Origin of the sequence: Amycolatopsis sp. MtRt-6 (genome assembly GCF_017308975.1) — a bacterium.
Lineage (GTDB): Bacteria > Actinomycetota > Actinomycetes > Mycobacteriales > Pseudonocardiaceae > Amycolatopsis.
Genome location: NZ_JADWPD010000022.1, coordinates 12,135 through 37,767, shown reverse-complemented (window position 1 = coordinate 37,767; position 25,633 = coordinate 12,135). Strand labels below are relative to the sequence as shown.

At 70.3% G+C, this 25,633-nt stretch carries 22 protein-coding genes, 1 tRNA gene and 2 pseudogenes; 10 read left to right on the top strand and 15 right to left on the bottom strand.

Translation table 11 applies throughout. The annotated features are described in order from the left end of the window. The first annotated feature begins 28 nt into the window (after positions 1-28). Genes dnaG through I4Q55_RS31390 form a run of 3 tightly spaced genes read left to right on the top strand, consistent with a single transcriptional unit; the run spans position 29 to position 3,273 of the window. Positions 29-1,933 carry a DNA primase gene (gene dnaG, locus I4Q55_RS31400; RefSeq protein WP_307793358.1) on the top strand — a complete coding sequence of 635 codons (1,905 nt, stop codon included), beginning with the start codon at positions 29-31 and terminating at the stop codon, positions 1,931-1,933. A 1-nt stretch (position 1,934) separates the two neighbouring features. Next, positions 1,935-2,456, top strand: a complete 522-nt coding sequence (locus I4Q55_RS31395; protein WP_206792874.1) for a hypothetical protein — start codon at positions 1,935-1,937, stop codon at positions 2,454-2,456. A gap of 49 nt (positions 2,457-2,505) precedes the next feature. Beyond that, positions 2,506-3,273: a trans-aconitate 2-methyltransferase gene (locus tag I4Q55_RS31390; RefSeq protein ID WP_206792872.1), complete on the top strand. Its 768-nt coding sequence runs from the start codon at positions 2,506-2,508 to the stop codon at positions 3,271-3,273. Here I4Q55_RS31390 and I4Q55_RS31385 read toward each other — a convergent pair. Further along, positions 3,263-3,433: a hypothetical protein gene (locus I4Q55_RS31385; protein WP_003097798.1), complete on the bottom strand. Its 171-nt coding sequence runs from the start codon at positions 3,431-3,433 to the stop codon at positions 3,263-3,265. The genes I4Q55_RS31390 and I4Q55_RS31385 overlap by 11 nt on opposite strands. Before the next feature lie 167 nt (positions 3,434-3,600). Here I4Q55_RS31385 and I4Q55_RS31380 point away from each other — a divergent pair. Continuing rightward, positions 3,601-3,673 (top strand) — tRNA-Asn (locus I4Q55_RS31380). Positions 3,674-4,295: 622 nt separating this feature from the next. Here the strand turns inward: I4Q55_RS31380 and I4Q55_RS31375 are convergent. Continuing rightward, the gene (locus I4Q55_RS31375) at positions 4,296-5,810 is read right to left on the bottom strand and encodes a lectin (protein ID WP_374194505.1); all 1,515 of its coding nucleotides are present in this window, start codon (positions 5,808-5,810) and stop codon (positions 4,296-4,298) included. On the opposite strand from I4Q55_RS31375, the gene I4Q55_RS51045 reads away from it, so the two are divergent. Continuing rightward, positions 5,722-6,060 carry a hypothetical protein gene (locus I4Q55_RS51045; RefSeq protein WP_374194507.1) on the top strand — a complete coding sequence of 113 codons (339 nt, stop codon included), beginning with the start codon at positions 5,722-5,724 and terminating at the stop codon, positions 6,058-6,060. The genes I4Q55_RS31375 and I4Q55_RS51045 overlap by 89 nt on opposite strands. Before the next feature lie 179 nt (positions 6,061-6,239). Here I4Q55_RS51045 and I4Q55_RS31370 read toward each other — a convergent pair. After that, positions 6,240-6,371, bottom strand: a pseudogene (locus I4Q55_RS31370) (IS701 family transposase); the annotation flags it as partial. Positions 6,372-6,493: 122 nt separating this feature from the next. Continuing rightward, the gene (locus I4Q55_RS31365; RefSeq protein WP_242547127.1) at positions 6,494-7,465 is read right to left on the bottom strand and encodes an NAD(P)-dependent alcohol dehydrogenase; all 972 of its coding nucleotides are present in this window, start codon (positions 7,463-7,465) and stop codon (positions 6,494-6,496) included. Positions 7,466-7,861: 396 nt separating this feature from the next. On the opposite strand from I4Q55_RS31365, the gene I4Q55_RS31360 reads away from it, so the two are divergent. Both I4Q55_RS31360 and I4Q55_RS31355 read left to right on the top strand, forming a co-directional pair. Next, positions 7,862-8,272 carry a hypothetical protein gene (locus I4Q55_RS31360; RefSeq protein WP_206792868.1) on the top strand — a complete coding sequence of 137 codons (411 nt, stop codon included), beginning with the start codon at positions 7,862-7,864 and terminating at the stop codon, positions 8,270-8,272. Between the two features lie 193 nt (positions 8,273-8,465). Beyond that, on the top strand, positions 8,466-9,512 hold the full coding sequence (locus I4Q55_RS31355; RefSeq protein WP_206792866.1) for a glycoside hydrolase family 43 protein: 1,047 nt from the start codon (positions 8,466-8,468) through the stop codon (positions 9,510-9,512). A gap of 20 nt (positions 9,513-9,532) precedes the next feature. Here I4Q55_RS31355 and I4Q55_RS31350 read toward each other — a convergent pair whose 3' ends face one another. The 5 genes and pseudogenes from I4Q55_RS31350 to I4Q55_RS31330 form a co-directional block, all read right to left on the bottom strand. Continuing rightward, positions 9,533-10,342 carry a CPBP family intramembrane glutamic endopeptidase gene (locus I4Q55_RS31350; protein WP_206792864.1) on the bottom strand — a complete coding sequence of 270 codons (810 nt, stop codon included), beginning with the start codon at positions 10,340-10,342 and terminating at the stop codon, positions 9,533-9,535. A 117-nt stretch (positions 10,343-10,459) separates the two neighbouring features. Beyond that, a pseudogene (locus I4Q55_RS31345) lies at positions 10,460-11,950 on the bottom strand (non-reducing end alpha-L-arabinofuranosidase family hydrolase). Between the two features lie 191 nt (positions 11,951-12,141). Then, positions 12,142-12,918, bottom strand: a complete 777-nt coding sequence (locus tag I4Q55_RS31340) for a hypothetical protein (RefSeq protein ID WP_206792862.1) — start codon at positions 12,916-12,918, stop codon at positions 12,142-12,144. Continuing rightward, a complete protein-coding gene (locus I4Q55_RS31335) occupies positions 12,915-13,445 on the bottom strand; it encodes a SigE family RNA polymerase sigma factor (protein ID WP_206792860.1) in 531 nt (176 codons plus the stop codon). The genes I4Q55_RS31340 and I4Q55_RS31335 overlap by 4 nt, the downstream gene beginning before the upstream one ends. Before the next feature lie 104 nt (positions 13,446-13,549). Beyond that, positions 13,550-16,222: an RICIN domain-containing protein gene (locus tag I4Q55_RS31330; protein ID WP_206792858.1), complete on the bottom strand. Its 2,673-nt coding sequence runs from the start codon at positions 16,220-16,222 to the stop codon at positions 13,550-13,552. Between the two features lie 150 nt (positions 16,223-16,372). Here I4Q55_RS31330 and I4Q55_RS31325 point away from each other — a divergent pair, with 150 nt between their 5' ends. Both I4Q55_RS31325 and I4Q55_RS31320 read left to right on the top strand, forming a co-directional pair. Beyond that, complete coding sequence (locus I4Q55_RS31325) at positions 16,373-18,610, top strand: autotransporter-associated beta strand repeat-containing protein (RefSeq protein ID WP_242547126.1); 2,238 nt, start codon at positions 16,373-16,375, stop codon at positions 18,608-18,610. A 262-nt stretch (positions 18,611-18,872) separates the two neighbouring features. After that, positions 18,873-19,145 carry a hypothetical protein gene (locus I4Q55_RS31320; RefSeq protein WP_206792856.1) on the top strand — a complete coding sequence of 91 codons (273 nt, stop codon included), beginning with the start codon at positions 18,873-18,875 and terminating at the stop codon, positions 19,143-19,145. Here the strand turns inward: I4Q55_RS31320 and I4Q55_RS31315 are convergent. The 4 genes from I4Q55_RS31315 to I4Q55_RS31300 all read right to left on the bottom strand — a co-directional run bounded on the left by I4Q55_RS31315 (position 19,111) and on the right by I4Q55_RS31300 (position 21,355). Further along, positions 19,111-19,620, bottom strand: coding sequence for a hypothetical protein (locus tag I4Q55_RS31315; RefSeq protein ID WP_242547125.1), 510 nt, complete (start codon positions 19,618-19,620; stop codon positions 19,111-19,113). The two genes, I4Q55_RS31320 and I4Q55_RS31315, sit on opposite strands and share 35 nt — an antisense overlap. A 111-nt stretch (positions 19,621-19,731) precedes the next feature. Continuing rightward, complete coding sequence (locus I4Q55_RS31310; RefSeq protein WP_206792852.1) at positions 19,732-19,941, bottom strand: hypothetical protein; 210 nt, start codon at positions 19,939-19,941, stop codon at positions 19,732-19,734. 90 nt (positions 19,942-20,031) lie between these two features. Further along, positions 20,032-20,379 carry a hypothetical protein gene (locus I4Q55_RS31305; protein WP_206792850.1) on the bottom strand — a complete coding sequence of 116 codons (348 nt, stop codon included), beginning with the start codon at positions 20,377-20,379 and terminating at the stop codon, positions 20,032-20,034. A 352-nt stretch (positions 20,380-20,731) separates the two neighbouring features. Continuing rightward, positions 20,732-21,355, bottom strand: coding sequence for a TetR family transcriptional regulator (locus I4Q55_RS31300; protein ID WP_242547124.1), 624 nt, complete (start codon positions 21,353-21,355; stop codon positions 20,732-20,734). A gap of 59 nt (positions 21,356-21,414) precedes the next feature. Here I4Q55_RS31300 and I4Q55_RS31295 point away from each other — a divergent pair, with 59 nt between their 5' ends. Beyond that, the gene (locus I4Q55_RS31295; protein WP_206792846.1) at positions 21,415-22,275 is read left to right on the top strand and encodes an SDR family NAD(P)-dependent oxidoreductase; all 861 of its coding nucleotides are present in this window, start codon (positions 21,415-21,417) and stop codon (positions 22,273-22,275) included. Here I4Q55_RS31295 and I4Q55_RS31290 read toward each other — a convergent pair. Beyond that, complete coding sequence (locus I4Q55_RS31290) at positions 22,239-23,693, bottom strand: glycoside hydrolase family 43 protein (RefSeq protein ID WP_206792844.1); 1,455 nt, start codon at positions 23,691-23,693, stop codon at positions 22,239-22,241. The two genes, I4Q55_RS31295 and I4Q55_RS31290, sit on opposite strands and share 37 nt — an antisense overlap. 51 nt (positions 23,694-23,744) lie before the next feature. Beyond that, on the bottom strand, positions 23,745-25,514 hold the full coding sequence (locus I4Q55_RS31285; protein ID WP_206792842.1) for a DUF1996 domain-containing protein: 1,770 nt from the start codon (positions 25,512-25,514) through the stop codon (positions 23,745-23,747). Positions 25,515-25,633: the final 119 nt, after the last annotated feature.

The window sequence follows — 25,633 nt, the reverse complement described above, 5'->3', positions numbered from 1 at the left end:
GGAAACGGGAAAGACTAGAGTGGGCTGCGTGGCAGGACGGATTCGGGAGAGCGACATCGCGGAGGTGCGCGAGCGGAACCGGATCGACGAGGTCGTCGGGGAGTACGTGGCGCTGCGCCGCGCCGGTGGGGGCAGCCTGAAGGGCCTCTGCCCGTTCCACAACGAGAAGACCCCGTCGTTCAACGTCCGCCCGACGCACGGGACCTTCCACTGCTTCGGCTGTGGCGAGGGCGGCGACGTGATCAAGTTCATCCAGAAGATCGACCTGATCTCGTTCGTGGAGGCCGTCGAGCGGCTGGCCGACCGGGTCGGCATCCGGCTCACTTACGAAGGCGGCGGCGCGACCGTCCAGCGCGACCGCGGCAGCCGCACCCGGCTGGTCGAGGCACACCGCCTCGCGCAGGAGTTCTACGCCGAGCAGCTGGTCACCGACGAGGCGCGCCCGGCGCGGGACTTCCTGTCCGAGCGCGGGTTCGACGCCGCGATGGCGAAGACGTTCGGCTGCGGGTACGCGCCCGGCGGCTGGGACAAGCTGACGAAGTTCCTGCTCAACCGCGGCTTCGAGGTCAAGGAGCTGCTCACCGCGGGGCTGTCCAAGGAGGGCCAGCGCGGCCCGATGGACCGGTTCCACCGGCGGCTGGTCTGGCCGATCCGCGACGTCGGCAACGACGTCGTCGGCTTCGGCGCGCGGCGGCTGTTCGAAGACGACCGCATCTCGGCGAAGTACCTCAACACCGCCGAGTCGCCGATCTACAAGAAGTCCCAGGTCATGTTCGGCCTCGACCTGGCCAAGCGCGAGATCGCGAAGCGGCACCAGGTCGTCGTGGTCGAGGGCTACACCGACGTGATGGCGATGCACGCGGCGGGCGTGCCGACGGCGGTGGCGTCGTCGGGCACGGCGTTCGGCGAAGACCACATGAAGGTGCTTCGCCGGCTGATGATGGACGACGACGCTTTCCGCGGCGAAGTGATCTTCACCTTCGACGGCGACGAAGCGGGCCAGAAGGCCGCCCTGAAGGCGTTCGAGGGCGACCAGACGTTCGCGGGCCAGACGTACATCGCGGTGGCGCCGGATGGCATGGACCCCTGCGAGCTGCGGCTGGCCAAGGGCGACAGCGCGGTGAAGGACCTGGTCGCGCGCCGGACGCCGTTGTTCGAGTTCGTCATCCGCAGCACGCTCAAGAACTACGACCTCGACTCGGTCGACGGCCAGGTCGCGGCGCTGCAGAAGACCGTGCCGATGGTGGCGTCGATCAAGGATCGCGCGGCCCGCGACGGCTACGCGTCGAAGCTCGCCTGGTGGGTGGGCTGGCAGGACGTCGCCCAGGTCGTCAACCGCGTCCGCGGGTCCGCGGGCGCGACGGACAAGCGTGGCGGCGCACCCGCCCGGCAGCCGGCGCGGGCCCAGGCGGCGCCGGCGGCGCCCACCCAGGACGTCGCCCGGCCTGCTCCGAAGGACCCGCGGTTCGCGGTGCAGCGCGAGGCGCTCAAGGCCGCGCTGCAGCAGCCCGCGATCGCCGGACCCGAGTACGACGCGCTGCCCCTGGAAGCCTTCACGCACCCGGTGTACGTGGCCGTCCACGAAGCCGTTTTGAAGGCCGGTGGCGCGGGATCGGGCCTGACCGGGCCGGCCCTGCTGGACGCGGCCGCCCCGCACTGTCCGGAAGGGACGGTCCGGCGGGTGCTGTCGGAGCTGGCCGTGGAACCGTTGCAGGCCAAGGACGAGGTCGATTCCCGGTACATCTCGTCGATCCTCGCGCGCCTGCAGGAGGGGCTCGTCGGGCGGCAGATCGCGGAGATCAAGGGCAAGCTGCAGCGGCTGTCGCCGGTCGAAGCGCCGGACGACTACCGCGCGCTGTTCGGCGACCTCGTCGCGCTGGAGCAGTACAAGAAGTCGCTGGGCGAGCAGGCGGCCGCCGGCGCGTGGAGCTGAGATGAGTTTCCTGCGCCGGTTGCTGGGCGACCGCACGCCTCCGGGCTTCGCCGGCGCGCTGGCGCCGGGCGAGGACGTCGTCGTCAGCGCCCCGGTCGAGGGCGGCGGGCACCTGGTCGTGACGGCGCTGGGCCTGTGGGTCCCGGCCGAGGAGGGGGCCCGCCGCGTCGGCTGGCACCTCGTCGGCAAGGCGGCCTGGGCGGACGGCGTGTTCACGCTGACGGAGTCGGCCGAGGCCGGGACGGCGGGCTCGGCGGTCGTGCTGGCCGACCTGCCGCCGGTGCGGTTCCGGCTGCCGTCGCCGGGCAAGCTGCCGCGCGAGGCCTACCAGCGCGTCGAGGGCTCGATCCGCTCGCGGCACCGGCAGGAGATCGGGTCCGGGGGAGCGTGGTTCGTCCAGCGCAAGGTGCCCGGCCGCGACGGCACGGTGCTCCAGGTCCGGCCGGACCCGGGCACGGACGTCGCGCTGGTCGAGGCCATTGCCGAGCAGGTCGCCGCGAAGCTGGTCAACCCGGCGGAGTAGCAGTACGCTCGTACTCAGTACAGGCGTACTGTTTCTTTGGGAGGCGGCCGTGTGGGATCCGGGCAAGTACCTCGACTACGCCGACCTGCGGGCCCGGCCGTTTTACGACCTGGTCGCGCGCATCGGGGCGGCGTCCCCGCGGCGCGTCGTCGACCTCGGCTGCGGCCCGGGCAACCTGACGGTGTCCCTGCGTGACCGCTGGCCCTCGGCCAGCCTGGAGTGCGGCGACAGTTCACCCGAAATGGTGGCGGCAGCGCGGGCCCGCGGCCTCGACGCGGCGCTGCTCGACGTCCGCGACTGGAGGCCGGCGCCCGACACCGACGTCGTGGTGTCGAACGCCGTCCTGCAGTGGGTGCCGGACCACTTGCCCCTGCTCCGCCGCTGGGTGTCCCAGCTGCCCGCGGGTGCGTCCCTGGCGGTGCAGGTCCCGGGGAACTTCAACGCGCCTTCGCACGTGCTGACCCGCGAGCTGGCGGCGTCCCTGGCCTGGGCGTCGCGCCTGGCCGAGGTGGTGCTGCGCGAGGACGACGCGGTCTCGGCCCCGCTGGAGTACGCGGACCTCCTCGCCGACGCGGGCTGCGAGGTCGACGCCTGGGAGACGACGTACGCGCAGCCGTTGCGCGGGCCGTCCCCGGTGCTGGAGTGGATCACCGGGACGGCGTTGCGCCCGATCCGCGCGGCGCTGTCCGACGCCGAGTGGGAGCGGTTCCGCGCCGCACTCGCGCCGCTGCTGGACTCGGCGTACCCGGCGCGGCCTGACGGCGTCACCTGGTTCGAGTTCCGCCGGGTGTTCTTCGTGGCCCGCGTCAGCGCTTGAGCTTCTCCCCGATCTTCGCGCGCGCGACACCGGCGGCGCCCTGGACCATCGGGTGGTCGACGACCCGGCGGTAGGTGCGCACGAGCTGCTCGTACCGCCCCCGGCCTGCCTTGGCGCCCAGTACGTACCCCAGGCCTGCCCCCAGCAGGAACTTCTTCATCCGCGTCCACGCCTTCCGTCGTTAGGTCGTCCGACTGTCCATTGTCCAGGAAAACCGCCGGCGCGGGGGCGGTTGCGCTAAGTGGGGGGTGGTGCGAGGCGCTTCCGGGGCATGGGCTAAAGTTCTTCTTGTCGGTCGGAGAGACCGGCACCGGAAGTGAGCGACATTCCCCTGTAGCTCAACTGGCAGAGCATTCGGCTGTTAACCGGAGGGTTCTTGGTTCGAGTCCAAGCGGGGGAGCAAAGCCCAGGTCGATGACCTGGGCTTTTTTGCTACCCGGGAGTAGGGGCGATTTGGTGTCGATCTTGATGATCGTCCAAGCGGCGGCCTGACCGGCTGTCTCCGCTGGCCGGTGGCGCCGTTGGCCGGTGCCGGCGGGTGCTCGCTCGACGACCTGACCAAGATGCCGGCCTCGCTCGCGGAACGCGAAGGCTCGACGCCGAGGAAGCGCTGACTTTGGCCACCGTCACCATTGCCGCGATACGTGGTTTGCTCCTGCAGGAGGTTCTGACGCCGGCAGCTCACTCGGAGGACGCGGTCGCCTTGATCCTGCGCATGAGCAAGGACCGATCCGTTCCACGGACACGCTCGGCGGTTCGTCGCTTATGTTGACGTCCAATGATTCTGGCGGTGGCGCTGAACATCCACCCAGCGTGTTCCCACGTCGGTACCCACCGCATGAGCGTGGTGAACCACAAGTAGAGCGGATGGTCCGTGGCCTGCCGGCTGTGCCGGTGGTGCGCGGTCATGCGCGGTCATGTGCTCGTTCTCGCCGGTCGTGCCCGGGTGGGTCCCAGCCGCGGACCGCGGCACGGAAGTCCGGTCGGCGGCGACCGCGGAGTTCGCGGTCGCCGCCTGGGGATCAGGTGCGGGTCCACCTCTGGTTGGTGCCGCCGTGGCAGTCCCAGATGATGACCTTCGTCCCGTTGGCGGTGGCGCCGCCGTTGACGTCCAGGCACTTGCCCGACGCCACCGCCGTCACGCTGCCGTCGGAGTTGACGCGGAACTGCTGGTTGCCCTGGCCGTTGCAGTCCCACAACGTCACGGCGGTGCCGTTGGCCGTGCTCTGGTTGTAGACGTCCAGGCACTTCGCGCCGTCGTAGGCGCGCAGCTCACCGGCCGCTGTCGTGGTGAAGCGCTGGTTGGCCTGGCTGTTGCAGTCCCAGATCTGGGCCAGGGCGCCGTTGGCCGGCGTGCTGCCGGAGATGTCCAGGCAGCGGCCGGAGCTCTGGCTCACCAAGGAGAACGACGTGGGCGCGGGGCCCCCACCGCTGACGACGTACACCGCGGTGCCGTGCGCCGGGACGCTGGCCGAGATGGCGCCGGACGTGGTGGTCGTGCCGTTGGTCCAGGCGTCGCGCAGCGTGAACGAGCTGCCCGACAGGCCGATCGCGCTCGCCGTGGTCGAGATGGTGGTCGTGCCGCCGCCCTGGTTGAACAGGGCGACCGCGACGTTGCCGTTGGCCAGCGGCTTGGCCAGGACGCGCCGGGTGCCGTCGTTGGAGACCTGCCTGGCCTGCAGGCCGAGGCTGTCCTGGTTGATGGCGATGAGGTTCGCGTTCTTCAGGATGGTCGACGTGGCGGCGTCCATGTTGCGCAGGTCGTTGCCCGCGATGAGGGGCGAGGCCATGACGGCCCACAGGGCGAAGTGGCTGCGCATCTCGGTGTCGTTCATGCCGCCGCGCCCGACTTCCATCATGTCCGGGTCGTTGAACCCGCCGGGCTTGGCGTAGGAAGCCAGGGGCACGGTGACGTTGACGATGTTCTGGATGCCCATCGGGTAGCCGTTGGTCTGCCCGGTGTCCCATTTGTTGGTGATGTCCTCGGTGGTGCGCCACATGTTCGCCACGTCGCCCCAGTTGCGCCGGGGTCCGGTCTTGTCGTGGATGCTGTTGGAGTTGATGCTGTAGACGATCGGGCGGCCGGCGGCGCGCAAGGCGTCGCGCATCTTGGCGAACGTGCGCACCTGGTCGTCGATCGTGCCGCTGGGCGAGCACCAGTCGTACTTGAGGAAGTCCACGCCCCAGGCCGCGAACTGGCGGGCGTCCTGCTCCTCGTGGCCCAGCGCCCCGGTCGAACCGGGGTAGGAGTTGAAGTACTGGGCGCATGTCTCGGCCAACGGCGCCTGGTAGATCCCGAACTTGAGGCCCTTGCCGTGGATGTAGTCGCCGAGCGCCTTCATGCCGCTGGGGAACCGGCTCGGGTCGCCTTGGAGGTTGCCCGCCGAGTCCCGGTTCGGGTTCATCCAGCAGTCGTCCACCACGACGTACTCGTAGCCCGCGTCACGCATGCCGGAGTTGACCATCGCATCGGTCATCTGCCTGATCAACGCCTCGTTGATGTTGCAGCCGAACGTGTTCCAGGAGTTCCACCCCATCGGCGGCGTGCGCGCCACACCGTTCTCCAACGCCTCCGCGGACGACGTATGCAGTACCGTCGTCATCGCGGACATCAGCACGCCTGCCGCCAACAGCGTTGCCGCCCGGCGAGGACGGGGAAGTCGTGTTGCTGTCACGCTGATCTCACTCCTCGGTGCGTACGACGTTCCGGCTGCCATCCGTGCTGCCGCACAGCGCTGCCCGTTGCTCCGGAATTCCGGGTTCGACAAATTCGCCGGCGGGCCGTGATGCGGCGACTTCCGTCAGCGGCGCAGGCTTCGGCGGAGACAGTGTGGCACTCGATGTTCACGCTCACAAGAGTGCTTCCGCAAGAAGGTATGTGGCAATCCGGGTGAACCACCGTTCGGAAACGGAGCTCTCGTTCAGTATTGCAACGGCAGTTAAGTGAGTGGGTAGTCGCGGCGTTTGTAGGCTCGCCAGGATCGGACCTGGTAGTGGTCGAGTCCGGCTTCCTTCTTGGCCTTCTGGAAGCACTCCTCGATCCGCCGGCGAGCTCCGGCGATCCAGGCCAGGTCCAGCAGCGTCGAGCGGCGGGGTCCGACATCCTGCCTTTCTTCAGGAACCCGGTGTCATCCACGATCAGCACAACACCACTAACTGCCGTTGCGGTACTGGTTGCTGCGTGACCTGCGGCTGTTCCCCTGAGTCGCGCCGCCGTCGGTCAGTCTGCTTGCGCGACGGTGATCACGACGTTGCCGATCTTCTGTCCGGTCTCCACATACCGGTAGGCATCGACGATCTGGTCCAGTGCGTACCGGCAGTCGATGACCGGCGTGAAGTCCCCGGACTCGATCAGGTCTCGCAGGTGGCGAACGATGGCCTGGTTGTCCCGCGGGAACGCGAACTTCACCTTCCTGCCGCGCAGCAGCGGGGTGACCAATGCCAGCATGAGGTTCTGAGCCCAGGGCCCCAGCTCCGAGGACAGGTACACCCCGCCGGGTTTGAGCAGTCGTCTGCAGCGGCCGAACGTGCTCTTGCCCACCGCGTCGAACACCGCGTCGTAGGTCTGCTCGTCCTCGGTGAAGTCCCCTGCCGTGTAGTCGACGACCCGGTCCGCGCCCAGGTGTTTCACCAGCGCCAGGCTTTCCGTGGCGCACACCGCGGTCACGGTGACGTCGAGACTCTTCAGCAACTGCACGGCTGCCGAGCCGATCCCGCCGGTCGCGCCGTAGACGAGGACGTCCTGTCCGGCCCGGGTCCCCGCGTGCCTGATGCACGCGAGCGCGTAGTGCGCCCCCTCGGTACCGGGAGCGGCCTGCTCGAAGGTCACGCCCGCCGGCATCGTCGCGATCGACCCGTCCTCCGGCACCGACAGGTATTCGGCATGCGCGCCGAACGCGCCCTCGTTGTACCCGAACACCCGGTCGCCGAGCGAAAAGGACGTGACACCACGGCCGACCGCCTCGATCTCCCCGGCGAACTCGGTTCCCATGATCGTCCGGCGAGGCCGGGCGATGCCGGTGAGCAGTCGCATGAAGAAGGGCTTGGCCGCCCGGTAGGCACAGTCCGTCCGGTTCACCGTCGTCGCGTGCACCCGGACGAGCACGTCCCGGTCCCCGACCGACGGCCTGGCCACCTCGCGGATCCGAACGACCTCTGGCGGGCCGTACCTGGTGTGCACCGCAGCCTTCATGCGAGGCCCCCTTCGGCCCTTCTCCACCTTACCGCGTAAGGTAACCATACGTTGTAAGGCGCAGGCAAGGGTCAAGGAGGGTTCAGTGGCTGCGAAGGCGTCCCGGACACCGCTCAGCCGTGAGCGCGTGCCGGCGGCGGCTGCCGCCCTGGCGGACGCGGAAGGAATTCAGTCGCTGACGATGCGCCGCCTCCGGTGCGCGGCGAACCTGAACCGGTATACCGCCGGTGGACTTTGTGTGTACCACCTGGGGGCACGCTCATTACCCACCGCCGGGTGGAAGAACAAACCGGGAAAGGGGGATGCGGTGAGTTGGTTCGACGGTACGCCGGGCGCTGTTGTACTCGGCCTCTGGTGGTGTGCTGACCGTCCTGTGCAGTGCGCTTGGGGTCGCTGATGCCGAAGCTGCGCCGAACAAGACCCCGCCGGCCGACGCGGGCGCAGGCAAGGCGGTTGCGGGCGCGGGATGTGCGGGCTGCGCGTGAGGGTGAGAAGAAGCCGGGGAAGGGCCACGAGAAGCACGACGACTTTCTCGCGAAGGTGCAGGGTCTGATCAAAGAAGGCGTGCGGGCGAAAGAAAAGGATCCGATCGAACGAATGAGCAAGCCTCGCCACCGCGCGGACGATCTGCGTGAGCGCAAACAGCGGGCGGAAGAAACGGCGCGGAGGGCGGCGCCGCAGGCACCTGCGGGAAGGGTGGCCGAGCAACGGTACGAGGATGACCCGAGCCGGTTCCGGTTGCCCAAGTCGGTGGGCGTGTGCGGCAGTGTGGACGGCTTCCGCCGGTCCGGCGATAGGTGTCCGTAGGCCGGGTGGCGTGGAGCTGCAATACACGCAGTCCAGTCGGCTGTTCGACTGGACGTGCCGGAGTGGTTCCTGCGTGCGAAGCAGGAGACGTCTCCGGTTCGGCCAGGGCACGGCAACCGCTGAGCAGCTGACGGGTGGTCTTTTGACGAGTTCCCGGCTCCACCCGGGCCGGGACCGACCGAGGAGTGTCATCATGAAGTTACGGCGTTTTGCCGTCTCCATCGTCCTTTTCGCCGCGGCTGCCATCAGTGCCGCGCCGGCTGCGGAAGCCGGGCAGACCAGCCTGCGCGCGGCCGATCCCAGTGTGCTGCGGGTCGGCTCGGTCTACGTCGGCGTGCAGTCGGTTGGTGACGGCATCGTGGTCCGGCAGGCCGCGTCGCCCGACGGCTTGGCGAGCGCGCCCGCCCGGGAGATCTGGTCGGCCGAAGGCAGCGATGTCTGGGCGCCGGAGATCGTCGTCGACGGCGGCCGGTTCTACGTCTACTTCGCGGCCGGAGCCGGGAATCTGCGCCGGATGTACGTGATCAGCTCGGTCAGCGCCGACCGGGGCTACACCACCAACCCGATCCAGCTCGCGCTGCCCGACGGCAAATGGGCCATCGACGGCACCTTGTTCACCTTCAACGGGCAGCGGTGGTTCGTGTGGTCCGGGTGGGCCGGCGACACGAATGGCGAGCAGAATCTCTACATCGCCCGGATGAGCACGCCGACGACCCCGACCGGCCCGCGGTACATCATCTCCCAGCCGCGCGAAAGCTGGGAACGCGTCGTCGGTGACCCCTACGTCAACGAAGCTCCCGAAGTGATCAAGGACCCGAACGGGCAGCTGCACGTCGTCTACTCGGCCAACGGCAGCTGGAGCGACCAGTACTGCCTCGCCGACCTGCGCCTGCGCGCCGGCGGGGACCCGGCCTTTGTGTGGGACTGGTACAAGTCGAACGGATGCCTGTTCGGGTCGAACCGCGCGACGATGATGGCCGGCTGGGACCCCACCCTGCACGCCAACGGGCCGGGGCACCACAGCTTCGTCCTGCTGAACGGCGACATCGCGACCAGCCCGCCCGCCGGCCCCACGTTCCCGCTCGTGTACCACGCCGTCCCCAAGGGCACGCCGTACTCGTGGACCAACCGGTACTGGTACACGGGCACGTTCTGCTGGTGGGGCTCGACCACGTACAGCCGGGCCAACGTCCCCAGCGCGAACACCAACACCGGCTGGGGCCTCAAGTTCTTCGAGTGAGCCGGGGCACCGGATCTCGATTACACGATGTTCAACGCCAGCGCGATGATGCCGCCGGCCGTCGAGATCGAGGTCGACCCGACGTGCATCCCGATCGAAAGCCGGATGTCCTTCTTCTTCCACACGAACCAGGGACCCGGGAAGAAGAAAACCAGCTTCGACAAGAACGTCCACGGCGCCCAGAAGTGGTACAGCGAGAACAGGACCGTGCTGAGCACCGGCGCCCCTCGGCCCAGGTGGGCGAGGCGGGGCATGAGGAACCCGCGGAAGTAGAACTCCTCGATCAGCGGCAGCGAGATCCCGGTCAGCGGCAGGCATATCACCAGCGTGGTGAGCATGGCCGAGCGACCGTTGCCCTGGAGGTACGTGGTGGCGCTGCCGCCCGCGTCGGCGAACGGGAGCCAGGTGAAGAAATGGTCGAAGACGAAGCTGTCCAGGGGGATGAGCGCGGTCGACAGCACCATCATCCACAAGAACATGGGAATGGCCATGGCGACGAGCTTTCCCCTCGGCAACGGCCTGTCGGTGTAGTGCAGCACGCCGCGCAACGAGAACCGTCCGTTGCGCTTGTGCCCCAGCCAGTACAAGCCCGCCATCAGCGGTCCGAGGACCAGGCTCAGCGCGATCGCCCAGCCCAGGAACACCGGAGCTCCGATGGCCAGCACGAAAGGTTCGGCGAACAGCAGGTAGACCGCGACGATCAGGGCGCCGGGGACCAGGTGCAGGGCGATGGACAGCGGCAGCGAGTGCCGGTCGGCCAGCAGCCGCTTGGCTGTTCCGTGGAGTGGGCGGGGCTCAGTTGCGGCCGTCGGCCGATGCGTGTCATCCATACCGACGGATGGTGGCCATGGCCCCTGACACGGCCCTGACACGAGGCGGACGTCAAGCGGACAGCGCCCGTCCCCGGGGTGAGGCGGGCTCGGCCGTGGGCCGAGCCCGCCCCGTGGCTAGCGCTGCAGGGTCAGCACGCCGGGCTTGTACGGCAGGAGGCCGTAGTCGACGCCGTCGGAACTGGGGTCGCGGCCCTGGTACAGGAACTGGAGGTTGCAGGGGTCGATGGTCTTGGTCTGGTCGGGATTGGTGCGGACCAGGTCACCGTGGCTGATGTCGTTGGTCCAGGTCGCTCCGCTGTTTGCCTTGCCCGCGAACGGGTTGCTCTCCGTGGCCGCCTGCGGGGTCCACGTGCCGCCCAGGCTGGTGGCGGTGAACGAGCGGAAGAAGCGGCGCTCGTTCGTCCCGCGCGCCTCGACGATCATGAGGTACTGGTTCTGGCCCTGGACCTTGTAGACCTCGGGCGCCTCGAACAGGTTGAGCGCGGTGTCGCTCATGATCTTCGTGTAGCTCGAGCCGAAGCTGCCCGGGAAGCTGCCGATGGGCATGGTGGCGCGGTAGATGCCGCCGTTGTCGTCGGCGAAGAACAGGTACATGTTCGTGTCGTCGCCGATGATGGTCTGGTCGATCGGGGCGCCGCCGGGGAGCGTGCCCGTGAACAGCGTCTGCTGCGCCGACCAGCTGTTGGGGTTGGTGGGGTCGCTCGAGGTGCGGTAGGAGAACGTGTCGGGCCAGCCCCACTGGTAGGCGAGCACCCAGATGTTCTTCGGGGCGAAGTAGAACAGCGTCGGCGCGACGGCGTTGAACGGCATCGAGTTCTGGCCGGCGGTGGCCATGTCGGACCAGTTCGTGAACGGCGTGAAGCTCATGGACTTCCAGCTCGACCCGGTGTCATGCGTCGTGGCGTAGACGACGTGCTTGCCGTTGTGGACCACGTTGGTGAAGTCCTTGAGCGAGACCCAGCCCGACTTCGGGTTCGCCAGCGGGCCGGTCGACGACCAGCGGTAGGTCGACGGCAGCGTGCAGGCGCCGGTGCCGTTGCCCCCGTCGACCTTGACGAGCTGCCACTGCTGGTCGTTGGCGGTGGAGCCGGTCTGCTGCACCACGGCGGCGCCGTCGGCGGTGGAGGCGCCCCGTACGTCGAGTGCCTTGCCGCTGTTGCGGTTGACCAGCCGGACGTACCCGGTTCCGGCGTCGGCGAGGCTGAACTGCTGGTTGGCGCCGCCGTTGTCGCTTCACTGCACCACCGCGGCGCCGTCGGCAGTGGAGGCGCCCTGCACGTCGGCCACCTTGCCGGAGTGCCGCGCGCGGAGCTTGTAGTTGCCGCCGCCGGCGTCCACGAACTGGAACTGCTGGTTGGTGGCGTTGCTGCGGCTCCACTGGATGAGGCCGGCGCCGTCGGCGGTGGACGCGCCGCTGACGTCGAGTGCCTTGCCGCTGTTGCGGTTCAGCAGGACGTACCAGGCGGCGGTGTCCACTGTGGCGGCCGACGCCGCGGTCGGGGCGACCGTGAGCAGCCCGCCCACGACCGGCACGACGACCGCGCCGGCCAGCGCCGACCGCCACCGGCGGCGCCACCCCGCGACACGCGAGAATCCAACCGACATAGCATCTTTCCCTTCGTTGGGCACCGTCGACCGACGATTGTTAGCGCTAACAGTTTGGGATCCGGCAGGGATATGGCGGAGTGAAAGGGGACAGTTGGTCTAGAAGAGGTGCGGCTGAGCGCACCAGAGGACTTTGAACGATAACCTCGGCGACGTCAAGATGTAACCACCAGGTTTCGGGCGAACGACCGTCAGGGCGTGGTGAAGCCGCCCCGGAGCGTGTGGCTGCCGTCGGTGGTGGTGGCCTGGACGAGGTAGCTGTCGAGGCCGGCCTGGCGTGCGCCGGCGGCGTGGTTGTACTGGACGGCGAAGACCTGTTCGGCGGCCGGGAGCGTTCTCCCCGGCTTGAGCTCCCAGCGGTAGACCACGGCGTCGCCGCTGTCCTGCGTGGTGACGGTGAAGTCGTCGGCGGGCCCGGTCTGCCACTGGCCGGTGCGCTGCACGCCGCCGGTCTGCGTGATGCGCACTTCGACGACGAGCGCGGTCAGCGGCCGGGTGGTGCCGAAGGTGAGGGTGCTCTGGGCCCAGTAGACGGTGCTGTGCGGGTCGATGGCGCCCTGCGCCGAAAGCGGCCCGTCCGTGACCCGGTTGCCCCCCGGGGCGGACGGGGGCGCGCTCGACGACGGCCGGGCGGTGGTCGCCGGAGCCGGGCGTCCCGTCGCGGGCGGCGGGACCGGGCCGTCGGGGGAGGGGGTGGAGCTGGGCGCTTCGCTCGTGGTCGGGACCGTGAGCGTGGTCGCCGCCGGCGGGGTCTGCCCGCTTCCGGCGACGGCGAAGCCGGCGACGGCCAGGATGCCGGCCGCGGCGGAGCCGGCGAGCACCACCTTGGGCCAGGACCTCGCGATGCCCGGCCGCCGCCGGACCGTGGTGCCGGCCATGCCGCGGTGCACGCGGGCCAGCATCCGGTCGTGGTCGGGCTGGTGTGCCTCGGCGGCCTCGCGCAGCCGCCTGCCGATCTCTTCGTTCACCGGCTTCCCCTCTCCGTCGCCAGGTGCCCGGCCGCGCCGGCGCCGAGCAGGCGTTCCAGCTCGGCCAGTCCTTTCGAGGTCTGGCTCTTGACCGCGCCGACCGAGATGCCGAGGGCACGCGCGGTTTCCTTTTCCGGCAGGTCGAAGGCGTGCCGGAGGATGACGCAGGCCCGCTTCCCGAACGGCAACCGGTTCAGGGCCGCCCGCACGTCCACCACGGCGGCCACGTCGGGACTCCGTTCCTGGTGCGAACCCGGCGACCAGAACAGGGCGATCCGGCGGCGCTCGCGCGTCATGCTGCGGACCCGTTCCCGTGCCAGGTTCGCGACCACTCCACGGGCGTACGCCAGCGGGTGCTCGGCCTTGCGCAGCCGGTCCCAGCGTTGCCACAGGGCGATCAGGGCGTCGGCGGCGAGGTCGTCGGCGGCGTCCGGTTCGCCGGTCAGGAGAAAGGCGAACCGGGCGAGCCCGGCGTAGTGGCGTTCGAAGAAGTCGTGGAACTCCGCCGACGTGTCATCGAGGAGCATGTGTCTCGGCTGTCCTCTTCCTTCCCGTGCCCCCCGTGCGAGGGCGGCGGCCTGCCAGTGTCGGCTCCGCGGCCGGGCCGGCGCGGTCGCCGGCCCGGCGCGGGTCAGGACGGCTCGGCGTACAGTACGCCGCGGCCGTTCGTGCCGACGTAGACCCGGCCGTACACGTCCGGATCGCCGGTGATGGCGGTGGAGCCGGCCCCGCCGCCGTACTGGTGCCGGTCGTCGTTGATCCGCTTCCAGGCGCCGCCGCCGTCGGTGGAGCGGAAGATCCCGGTGCCGCCGTTCACTGTGCCGACGAGGTAGATCGCGGGGTAGCTCGCACCGGGGGCGGCCTTGCCGAAGCCGACGGCCCGAGCTGCCCGGACGCTGCCGAGCCTGCGGAAGCTCGCTCCGCCGTCCGTGGAGTGCGAAAGCCCGCCGCCGTCCACGATCCACAGGTCTCCGGCACGGCCCGGGGCCGCGGTGAGACGTCCGCCAGGGAGACCGCCGGCGCGAGGGCTGAAGGTGCGGCCACCGTCGCTGCTGGCGAACAAGGTGCCGTTGGCGAGCGCGTAGAAGGTGCCCGCCTCGGCGCGGTCGGCGACCACGGCCGTCCCCGGCGGCAGGCCCGTGGCCGCCGTCCAGGTCGCGCCCCGGTCGGGGGAGGAGGCGGGCACCTGCCCGGACGCGGTCCACACCACGGTGGCGCCGTCGGCCGAGATCGCCACGGTGCCGCCGCCCGCGCCGCTCACCGGAGCCCCGGCGAACGGCCGCCAGGTGACGCCGCCGTCCGTGGACCAGGCGCCGCGTGCCTGGTCGCCGTAGCCGACGCGGACGACGGTGCCCGGCTTGGCCTGGGCGAAGTCGATGCCGGTGGTGTTGGTGAAGCGCGGTCCGGACGACGCCCCGGCCGGCACCTTGTCGAGGTCGTCGTGACGGAACCCGCCGACGTCGCCGAGCGCGCTGATCAGCTTGCCGCCGGGCGGGGCCACCAGGCCGAGGACCGCGGTTTCCTCCAGCCCCTTGACCGGGGCCGTCCAGTGGGTGGCGCCGCCGCGGTCCGCCGCGGTCACGTCGCCGCTGGCCCACAGCCCCGATCCGGTGCCGTAGAGGACGTGTCCCGAGTCGAAGGGGTCGATCGCGAGCGCCCCCATCCAGTGACCGATGCCGGTGCCGACGTACGGCGCGGCGGAAGCGTCCCGGACGGCTGTCGCGCCGAGGGCCTTCCAGGTGGTGCCGCCGTCGGTGGAGCGGTACAGCTCGTCCGACGGCCACCAGCGGTCGAGGGTGGTGACCATGACCGTGGCCGGGTGCCGCGGGTCCACCGCCAGCCCGGCGAAGCCGAACCCGTCGCCGGGAATCGGGGAGATGTCCTTCCAGGCGTTGGCCGACGGCGTGTACTTCCACACCGAACCGGCTTTCACCCCGTTCGGGCCGGGGACGTCGGTGTAGGTCACGTACAGCGAACCGTCACCGGACAGGACGCCGTGCTGCGGCAGCTGCCCGGTGGGTTGGCCCGGGACGGCCTGCCAGGTGGCGCCGCCGTCGGTGGAGCGGTACAGCGAGGTGGTCTTGTCGGCGGCACCGACGTAGATCGTCTTGCTGCCGGCCGGGCCGAAGGTCACGAAGGACAGGCCGGCGCCGCTGCTCGCGCCGCCGGTGACGGGGAAACCGGGGACCTGGTGCCACGTCACGCCGTAGTCGGTGCTGCGCCACAGCCCGTTCTTGCGGGTGCCCAGGTACAGCGTCCGGTGGTCGGCGGGGTCGATCGCGAGCCGTTCCCCCATGGAGCGGCCGTCCTCGTTGCCGCCCAGCTTGAACGGGAGATCGGTGCGCTGGAACGTCCTGCCCTGGTCGGTGGAGCGCAGGATCGCGCCGGTGCCCGCCCAGTCGTTGGTGTAGGTGCCGGTCGCGAGGTACAGGCGGTCGGGGTCGGCCGGGTCGGTCGCCACGCTCTCGATGCCCAGGAGGTTCCAGTCCGCCACCCAGTCCGTCAGCGGGACCCAGCTGCCGGCGCCGCCGTCCCAGCGGTACGCGCCGCCCATGTCGGTGCGCGCGTACAGCAGGCCCTTGCGGCTCGGGTTGAACACGAAGCCGGTGACGAAGCCGCCGCCCCCGATCTGCGCGTTGCGCCAGGTGTAGCCACCCGAAGGGGCCGCGGGCGCGGTCGACGTCGTGGGGGCGGGCTTCGCCGCGGCGGCAGCCACCGCCGGTGCCGACGGCCGGGCGGCCGTGTCGGCTTTCGCGAGGTTCCACCGCTGGTCGGCGCCGCCCCGGTCGTGGAGCTGGAGGACCGCACGGCGGTCGGTGCCGCCGGTCACGCCCAGGACCATCCCGCTGTCGCGCGAGACGATCTTCACCTGCCCGTCGCCGGTGTCGAGGAGCTGCCATTGCTGCGCCGCGGCGCCGGTGTCCGACTGCTGTTCGACGTCGGCCTCCGCCGTGGCGAAACCCCGGACTCCCAGCACCTTGCCGCTGTTGTGGTTGACCAGCTGACAGAAGCCGTCCTTGAGGGGCTTGAGCTGCCACTGCTGGCTCGCGGCGCCGGTAGCGCGTTTCTCCTGCTGGATCCGGGCACCGTCCGCGTCGTCGGCCCCGGCCACGTCCAGCGCGCTGCCGTCGCGCACGGAGACGAACTGGTAGTAGGCGGCCGAGTCCACCTGCACCGGCTCCGCGTCGTCCCGGGTGAGCACCAGGTAGGGGACGACGAGCGCGGGTACGCCCGCCGCCAGGGCGATCGCCGTCCAGCGGCCGCGGCGGCGCCCGCGCGTCACGGTGGACCTGGTCTTTCTCACAGCGGCACTCCTCGGGTCGTCCTCGGTTTCGCCACCCAGTTGCCGCCGAGGCCCGAAAGGTTGCCGCCCGCCACGGGGTTGACACGGATTCGCCGGCCACGAACACTGACCCCCGGAAAAATGTTATCGCTAACATCTCTGAGGTACGTCTTGCGCACACGGCGTGGTGGTTGCCGGATTTCCGTGGTGGTGACCGTGCTCGTCCTCGTCACCCTGGTTTCGCCGGGTGCGTTCGCGCAGGCCGGGGGCCGGGACGTCACCGGCGACATCCTCGCGAACCGGGACGTGACGCTGAGCGGGGACGCGGTCGTGCGGCTCACCGGCGGCGTCACCACCTACACGGGAGTGATCGGCGGCGAAGGCGTCTTCACCGTCGGCGGAACGGGCACGTTGGTGCTCGTGAAGAACAGCGATTTCACCCTGCCGGCCGATCGCCGCCGGCAGAAGATCGTCACGGTGGGCGGCAACCACCCGGTGACCACGATCGAGAACCCCGACCCGCCCGCGGTGATCGTGCAACGCGGAGCGACGCTCCAGTACGGGAGCGGCTCGGGTGGGGACGGTGTCCTCGGGCACTTCGTCCAGGCACCCGGGGTCTCGCTGAACACGCTCAACCACCGGGTCGACGGGACTCTGGACCTCGCCGTGCACCGGGCGGTGAGCCTGGGCGTGATCAGCGGGGCCGGACTCGTCAAGCAACGGCGGGGCACCTGGCCCGGCATCGAACTGCCGGGTACGCACCCGTTCTCGGGCACGCTGTACGTCGGCACCGGCGCGGACTACGGCAGCGTGAACTACCTCACCGCGATGCCGAACGTGCGCAAGGTGGTCAACCAGGGATCGTTCATCCACAACGCACCGGACGCCGAAGTGGTCACCGACGCCGCCGACATCTACTCGCAGTACTACGGCAACGACATCAACTTCCACACCTGGGGTTCCGGTGTGGTGCGGATGTCGGGCGTGTACAGCTGGTCGGACAACGGGTCGGACACCGATCCCGCGCTCAGCGAGCCGGCCCGGAACTTCGCCACCGTGCCGCACCGGGACAACAAGCGCGGCATCAACATCGAGGGCGCCACGGTGACGTGGGGCGACGGCACGAACAACCGGTTTTTCCTGCCGGGCAACGAAAACACCGTCTACATCAACCTGCACGCGGAGCGGAACGGCACCCGCAGCGTGCTGACGTTCGACTACAACGGCCCGGTCACCCTGGACGCGCCCATCTCCGGCGGCCGGTACCACGACACGATGGCGGACGTCGGCCGCGGCGACGTCGTCATCGCGGCGACTCGCGGCAACGCGGTCACCTTCACGGCGCCGCAGAACTACGACGGCGACACGACGATCGGCGACGGCGCGTCGCTGCGGCTGGGCGACGGCAGCCCGCAGGGCGACAGTTCGCTGCTGCCGACCGGCAAGATCGTCGACAACGGCGAGCTGATCGTGCAGAACGCCGGCCAAGGTGCCCGACTGGCCCGGATCGGCGGGAAAGGCGCGGTGACCCAGGCCGGCCCGGCCACCACCATCCTGACCGGCGAGCTCACCTACACGGGCAGGACCACGGTGAAGGCGGGCACGCTCGCGGTCACCGGCGGTTCCCTCGCCGCGAGCGCCGCGGTCGACCTGCCGGCGGCCGGGACGAAGCTGGACCTGACCCGGAGCGACGACCCGACGGTGAACAACCTTTCCGGCGCCGAGGGCAGCACCGTGGCGGCCGGACGAGCGCTGACCGTCCGCGCCACCACCGCGACGACGTTCGGCGGCACCCTGAACGCCACGGGCGAGGTCACCAAGACCGGGGCCGAAACGCTCACCCTGACCGGCAAGCACACCACCCCGGACAGCGCCTGGACCGTCGGGGAAGGAACGCTCGCGCTGGCCGGGTCCGTCCAGGCCCGGCAGCTCGCGGTGGCGCCCGCCGGCACGCTGCGGTCCACCGGCACGGTGCAGGCAGCGGTGGACAACGCCGGGACTGTCGAGGCCACCGGCCTGACCGTGCGCGGCGCCTACACCCAGCGGCCCGGCGCACGCCTGACCGGCACCCGGCTGACCGTGACCGGCGCGGTGCAGCTTGCGGGCACCTTCGCGCCGAGCTCGGCGCAGGGCCCCGGCGTGCTCATCGACAACCAGGGAACCGAACCGGTCAGGGGCACCTTCGAAGGGCTGCCCGAGGGAGCGGGCATCACCTACCACGGCGGCGACGGCAACGACGTCGTCCTGACGGGCGGTTCGGGCCCGGTCCGCTCCGACACCGCGACCCCGCACGGAGCGTCCGTGTCGCGTTCCGGGGCGTTGTGGTGGGTTGGGGTGGCCGCCGCCGCGCTGGTGCTGCTGACCGCCGTCGTGTTCCTGGTGCGCAGGCGGGCACGGGCTGGGAAGTGAGTGCTCCCGCGCGTCACGCAGGTTCGCATCTCCAGACCCCGATGCCGATCGCCCGCAGGGCGGCGGTGGCAGCGGCGAGTAGGTCGGTTTACCCGTGGGGCCCTTGCCTTTGCGCGTCGGGGAGGGATGCGTGGTTTCGTGATGCGGTCATGACCGCACTGACGTCGCGCCGTTCAGGAAGGCGACCGCCACCGCTTCGCAACCGGTCAAGCGCCCGCAAACCCTCACCGAGCCGGCGGAGTCACCGGCACGGAAAGACGACATGTTCGAACCGTGGACCGAAACCTCGATCGACGGCCTGCCCGTCATCGTCGACCACCAACGTGGCAGCACCGGCGACTGCACGGTCACCGACCAGCAGATGCCGACCTTCGAGATCTTCGGGAAGGAATCGGCCGCTGGCCGGCCGACGCTGTCGGGCCGGGGTCTGGCGTTGGCCGAGCACCTTGCCTTGTCGTGGGCGGTCGCGGCCGGCAGGCCTACTCGTGGAGTGAATTCCCTTACAGGGGTTCGTATTCGTCGCCGTTCTCATTGAGCAGCACGTAGCCGGGCGACAGTTCGGTCAGGCACCTGCTCAGCGACGCCAGCACCTCCTCGACGGTGGCCGGGCCGAGTTCCAGCTCCGCGGTGATCTCCGCGCGTGCCTCGTCGATCCGGGGCTCGTACGAGCTCATCTCGGCGTAGGAAGAGCCGAAGGCGTCGCGCATGGCGTCGAGGCCGGGTGCGGCCGGCACGACATCCTGCCAGGTGGGCACGCCCACGATCAGGCGCAGGAGGCCGGCCACGTCGGTGGCGATGATCCCGGCGCCGCCTTCCGAACTGGCGTAGAGCACCGGTCCGTCGTCGCACACGAAGAACGTGCCGCCCGAGGCGTCGCCGGCGATCGCGCGCAGTTCGCCGCCCGACGCCGGCCGCACCGGTTCGACGGGGTCGAGGCGGGCGATGTCGAAGTCGAACACGTCCCGCAGCAGCGTGGCAGCGCGGGCGCTCTTCCGGATGCTGTCAAGCATGGCGGAACGATAAACCATGCGTCGCCGGGAAAGAGATCGAAGGCCCGCTTCCGCCGCGAGGGCGGGAACGGGCCTTCGGCCACCACGTCGAACCGGATCGGGAACTCACTCTTACCGGCCCCCGGGCGGGGTCGGCATGGGGGCCGGTTGCGCCCCGCGCACGCGTTCCCCGGTCCAGCAGTCCGGGTCGGTGTGCACCGCCGGGCCGGCGGGTGCGGCCGGGTCACCTGCGCCCAGCAACCCGGCGACCGCGGAGGCGCCCAGCGCGACGGCCGCCACGGCCAGCGCCACCACCACGACCGTGCGCCTGCGGGAGGTCACGGCTGCCTCCTTACGGGGTGTGGTCCTTCGCCGCGTTGAAGACGTCCAGGACGGCTGTCGTAATACGGCCCGGAATTGTTTCCGTTGAGGTTACCCGTGCATGGCACTGATCACGTAACCCAAGCCGTTGGGCTGGTAGTCCTCGAGCCACGGTCCACCGCTCGAACCGCCGCCGAAATTGCAGCCGAGGCGATAGGCGTTGGCGCTCGGCCACCGGTCGGTCGTTCCCCAGCAGTACCACTGCACCTCGCCGCTGTCCCGGTCGCCCGGATATCCCGCGATGTGCACGTACCGGCTGTAGCTGCCGTTGACCCGGAAACCGTGGCCGCCCGCCGCGTTGACCGGGTCGACGTAGTAGACCTTGCCGTTGGTGTAGGAGAACCAGGCGTCCCGGGCCGACTTGTCGCCGGTCGGCGTCGCCGGATCGGCGGCGGTCACGGCTTTCGCTGTCAGCGCGGGCAGTTCCTTGTTCGTCGTGCCGGCCCGGTGACGATCCGCTGAGCTTCCTCGGCGGAGACTTTTCGCCGGACTCCCGCGCTTTCGTCTCAGGCCGGAACGGTGATCAGCGTTGACGCCGCGAGCGTCAGCGCGGAAATGGCGGCAAGCATCGATCTTCGCTTTCGAACAACCCGCCGGTTGGCACAGGGGCTTGCGCGGCACGGCCCAGGTTCGGTTGCTCGACTGCGGCCGGGCAGGCCGAGCGTGCTCGCCAACGTCCAAAACGGACGCCTCGACGTCCTGGCGGCGAACGGCCGAGGCTGAAGGTGGATGGTAGGCGACAGCGCGGGGTTCAGCCGGCGCCCTTGACCAGCGCGGCCAGGATCTCCGTCAACCGCGGCTCGACGTCGACGAGCGCGTGGCTCAGCTCCGGGTGCGACCGGTAGAACTCGCGCAGCTGCGTGCCGGGGGCCGCCATCTGCCACAGTGCCCCCGCCATGCTCGTCGCGGTCGTCGTCAGCAGAGCCGTGCCCTGCTCGCTGATTCCCCGCTGCCGCAACGCTTTCCGTACCGCGTCGACCTCGGCCAGCACGGTCGTCTTGAACTCGTGCACCGCCGCCCACGACACGTTGCGCTCCAGGTTCATCGGGGCCTGGGCGAGCAGGTCGCAGAACAGCGGGCGCGACACCAGTGACCGCGCGAGGAGGGCGGCGACCTCGGCACGGCCGGCCGTGGCCAGCTCGGCTCGGACCGCGGCCGACCACTCCTGCCAGGCCTCGGCCGTGATGCGCAGGAAGATCTGCTCGCGCGTCTCGAAGTACCGCAGCATCGCCGACTTGTGCATGCCGACGGCCGCCGCGATGTCGGTCAGCGTCACCTCGCGGACGCTGCGCCCGGTGGCCAGCGCGCGGGCCGCGTCGAGGATCGCCCGCTCGCGCTCCTGCTTCGCCGCCGCGCTTCGTGCCCGTTGTGTCATGCCACACATCGTAGCGCAACACAGTTGCGTTATTAACGAAACAGGGTTGTACTAACTGCATGACTCAGACATGGTTCATCACCGGCTCGTCCCGCGGCTTCGGCCGCAACCTCGCCGCCGCCGCCCTCGAGGACGGCGATCGGGTGGTCGCCACCGCCCGCAAGCCGGAGCAGCTCGACGACCTCGTGCGGCAGTACGGCGACCGCGTCCTGCCGCTGGCCCTCGACGTCACCGATCGCGGCGCGGCGGAGGCCGCGGTGCGGGCCGCCGTCGCGCGGTTCGGCCGTATCGACGTCGTGGTCAACAACGCCGGCTACGCCAACGTCGCGCCCGCCGAGACCGCTTCCGAGGCGGACTTCAGGCGGCAGTTCGACACCAACTTCTGGGGTGTCTACCACGTTTCCCTCGCGGCTCTCCCGGTCCTGAAGGCCCAGGGCGCGGGCACGATCGTGCAGTTCTCGTCGATCGGCGGCCGGGTCGGCGGCACGCCGGGCCTGGCCTCCTACCAGGCCGCGAAGTTCGCCGTCGACGGCTTCACGCGCGTGCTGGCGGCCGAGACCGGGCCGCTGGGCATCCGGTACGTCGTGGTCGAGCCGAGCGGGTTCGCCACCGACTGGGCCGGCCCGTCCATGCAGGTCCACGACGTCCCCGCGGAGTACGCGGCCACCGTCGGCGCGATGACGTGGGATCACCCGGCCGTCACCGCGGGCGACCCGAAACGGGCCGGCGAGATCCTGGTGCGCGTGGTCAAGAGCGGGAACCCGCCGTCCCACCTGCTGCTCGGCGAGAATGCCGTCGGCCTCGCCCAGTCCTATTCGCGGCAGCAGCTGGCGGAGGCCGAGACGTGGGCGGCGGTCAGCCGGTCGGCCGACTTCGCGCACGACTACCCCGTGGCGCTCCCGGGCCGCTCCGCCGAGTAGCGGAATTCCCGCAGCACCACGCTTCCCCCGCGCACTTCGACACCGATCATCCGGCCGGTGAAGCCCGCCGCTACCTCGGTGGACAGGTACCTCCCGTCGAACGTGCCCAGGACCTCCGCCCGGTCGTCGTCGCGCAGGACCGACAGCTCGACGAGGTCCGGCTCGGCCGCCTCGTGGAACGGGCCGGAAAGGGGCGGCTCGAGCGCACGGATCCGCAGGGCGACGACCGGCCCGGCCGCGACCGTCGTGACGGCCTGCACGACCGGGCCGATCGCGACCGTCGCCGTCACGGTGGCGCCGTCCGCCGTGAGGCCGTACCAGTGCCGGTCGTCGATGCGCACCACGAACGCGGCTGTGCCGAGGGAAACGTCGAGGCGGGCCACCGCCGTCCAGTACTCGTCGAGGGCCCTGGTCAGCAGGGCCCGCGTCAGGACCAGCTCACCGGGGGCGGTCCAGTGGGTGCGGGGAGCCGCGCCCGGGGCCACCCAGCGCGGGTGCGTTTCCGCCGTCGGAAAGGTGTCCGTGAAGCTGTTGTCCGCCGGGGTGACCGGGAACCGGTGCTCGTCGACGACGGGCCAGCCGTCGACCCAGTCCACGCCGGCCAGGAAGGTTTCGCGGCCGTTGACGTGGAACTGCGGTGTCTTGCCGCGGGGCCGGACGCCCAGGTACACCAGCGCCCAGCTGCCGTCGGCGCACTCGACCAGGTCGCCGTGCCCGGTGTTCTGCACCCGGTGCGTCGTGCTGCGGTGGGTCAGGATCGGGTTCGCCGGCCCCGGTTCGTAGGGGCCCTCGATGGTGCGGGCGCGCGCGATGGTGACGGCGTGGCCGCGTTCGGTGCCGCCTTCGGCGAGCAGCAGGTACCACCAGCCGTCGACGCGGTACAGGTGCGGGCCCTCCGGTGCGGCCAGGCCCGTGCCGTTCCACAGCAGCCGCGGCTCGGCGAGCATCGCGCCCGTCGCCGGGTCGATCGGCACGCTCGCGATGCCCGGCAGGTCCGGCCGGAACGACGCCCACGTGAGGTGGCAGCCGCCGGCGTCGTCCCAGCACAGGTCCGGGTCGATGCCGGCGGTGCCGCGCACGTGCACCGGGTCCGACCACGGGCCTGCCGGGTCCTCGGCGGTCACGATCAGCTGGCCGCGGTGGGCTTCGAGGATGTTCGTGGTCACGACGTGAAAGCGGCCGTCGTGGTGCCGCAGCGTCGGCGCGTAGATGCCCGTGTTCGCCGCGCCCTCGCTCGGCGGCAGCTGGCTCGGCCGGGTCAGCGCGTGGCCGGCCAGCTCCCAGGAGACGAGGTCGGTGCTGCGCCGGATCGGGACGCCCGGCACGTACTCGAAGCTCGAATTCGCCAGGTAGTACGTGTCGCCGACCCGGCAGATCGACGGGTCGGGGTGGAATCCCGGAACGATCGGGACCGTCATCGTGTCTCCTCACGGGTGCCCGCCGCCGTCCGCGGCGGGCACCCGCGCGGGTCAGGCGTTGCAGGTCTTGTTGCGGTTGATGCAGTTGACGACCTGGTTCATGATCCTCTGCGACATCACGTTCGCGAAGTCGTTGTGGTCCGACAAGGGGTTGTGCTTCTCGGACGGGAACGAGTCCACTTTGTACTGCCGCTTGACCTGGATGTCGTGCGGGATGTCGTAGACGAGCGTGATCCGCAGCTGCGGCACCGCCTTGAACCCGGCCTGGCAGCGGCCGGCCTTGTCCGGGAACACGATGTGCGTGCGGTGGTTGGCGCTGTCGGTGTTCTTGCCGTCCCAGCAGCTCGGGAAGTCGTGGATCCGCGCCACCTTGCTGCCCTGCGGGCAGATCGGGTACTTGTCGGTGATCCGGTTTTCGAAGCCGGTGCAGGTCCACGCCGCCCGGGTGTTCTTGGTGCCGTTGATCGACGGCTTGGCGTCACCGGTGAGGGCGCGCAGGAACTTCGGCATCGCGACGACCTTGCCCACGGCGCTGCCGCGGAAGGTGATGCCGACCTTGGCCGGGCGCTGGATCTCGCCGTCGTTCTCCGGCAGCTCGTTGTTCGCGTCCGGACCGGGCAGCGGCGGCGTCGCCGTCGCGCCACCGTTGTTGCCGTTGCCGCCGCCCTGGCCGAGGGTGCACGGCGCGAGGGCGTCGAGGCCCTGGGGCCGCGCGGCGGTGCGGCCGATGGCGATGGCCATCCGGTCGATGGTGGCGACGCGCTTGTCCTTGAGCGGGCCGAGGATGGCGTTCTGGACGAAGTTCGGGCCGCCCTGGCCCTGGGTGCTGACGAGCCGCTGGTTGGCCTCCTGGAGCTGCGTGTTCAGCAGCTGGAGGTTGCGGTCCACTTCGGCCTTGGCCGACGCCGGGACGGCGGGGAGCTTGCTCGCGACGTCCGGGCAGGTGATCTGCTGGGCCGCGCCGCCGGGGGCGCCGCCGCCGTTGCTCGCGGGGTTGCCGCCGCTGCCGGCCTGCTCCTTGAGCGCGCAGGGAGCGAGGGAGCCGAGCCCCTGGGGCTTGGCCGCCGTGCGGCCGATGGCGATGGCCATCCGGTCGATGGTGGCGACGCGCTTGTCCTTGAGCGGGCCGAGGATGGCGTTCTGGACGAAGTTCGGGCCGCCTTGGCCCTTGGTGCTGATCAGGCGTTTGTTGGCCTCGTCGAGCTGGGTGTCGAGCAGGTCGAGGTTGCGGTTGACCTCGGCCATCGCCGAGTCGGGGACGTCCGGCAACTTGCTCGCGACGTCCGGGCAGGTGATCACCGGGGAGACGGCGTCCTGGGCCGCCTGGTCGCGGTCGCCGTCCGGGGACTTCGCCGGCGGGTTCTTCTCTTCGTCATCGGTGTCGATGCGGACAACCGGCCAGAAATAGGCGGATTTGTCCCCGTTCTTGCACGTGGTCCCGGCGGCTTCGAGGCTCTTGTTGTTCGAGTCCGCGTTGGACGAGAGGTTGCCGACGTAGTCGTGCAGGTGCTGGGCGCCGTTGCGGACGCCGGGCTGGGCGACGAAGTTGTCCGGGTTGAAGTGGCCGTTCTCGTTGCGGCCGCAGTCCACGGTGAAGGTGCCGGTGGACGCGCCGCGCGAGTTCGCCGGCTCGTTGTTGTTCGGCGCGACCTTGAGGATGTCGATGTAGAGCGACGCGTCGGCCTCGTCGGCGCTGGCCTGGCCGGGGTCGCCGAAGGTCGTCGACACCGCGATGCCGCCGGCGGCCACGGCCAGCGCGAGGACGCCGGTGGCGATCTTGGTTCGTCGGGAGATGCGGTGCTTTCCCGTGTTTCCGGGCATGAAGGGACTCCATGGGGTTCAAGGGGAAGAGAATCCACTGGCCCGACACCAGTGGAGCGGTTCTCTGTTAGCGATAACAATGTCCGCCTTGTGAAAAGCCAACCGATTCTTTCCGGGAG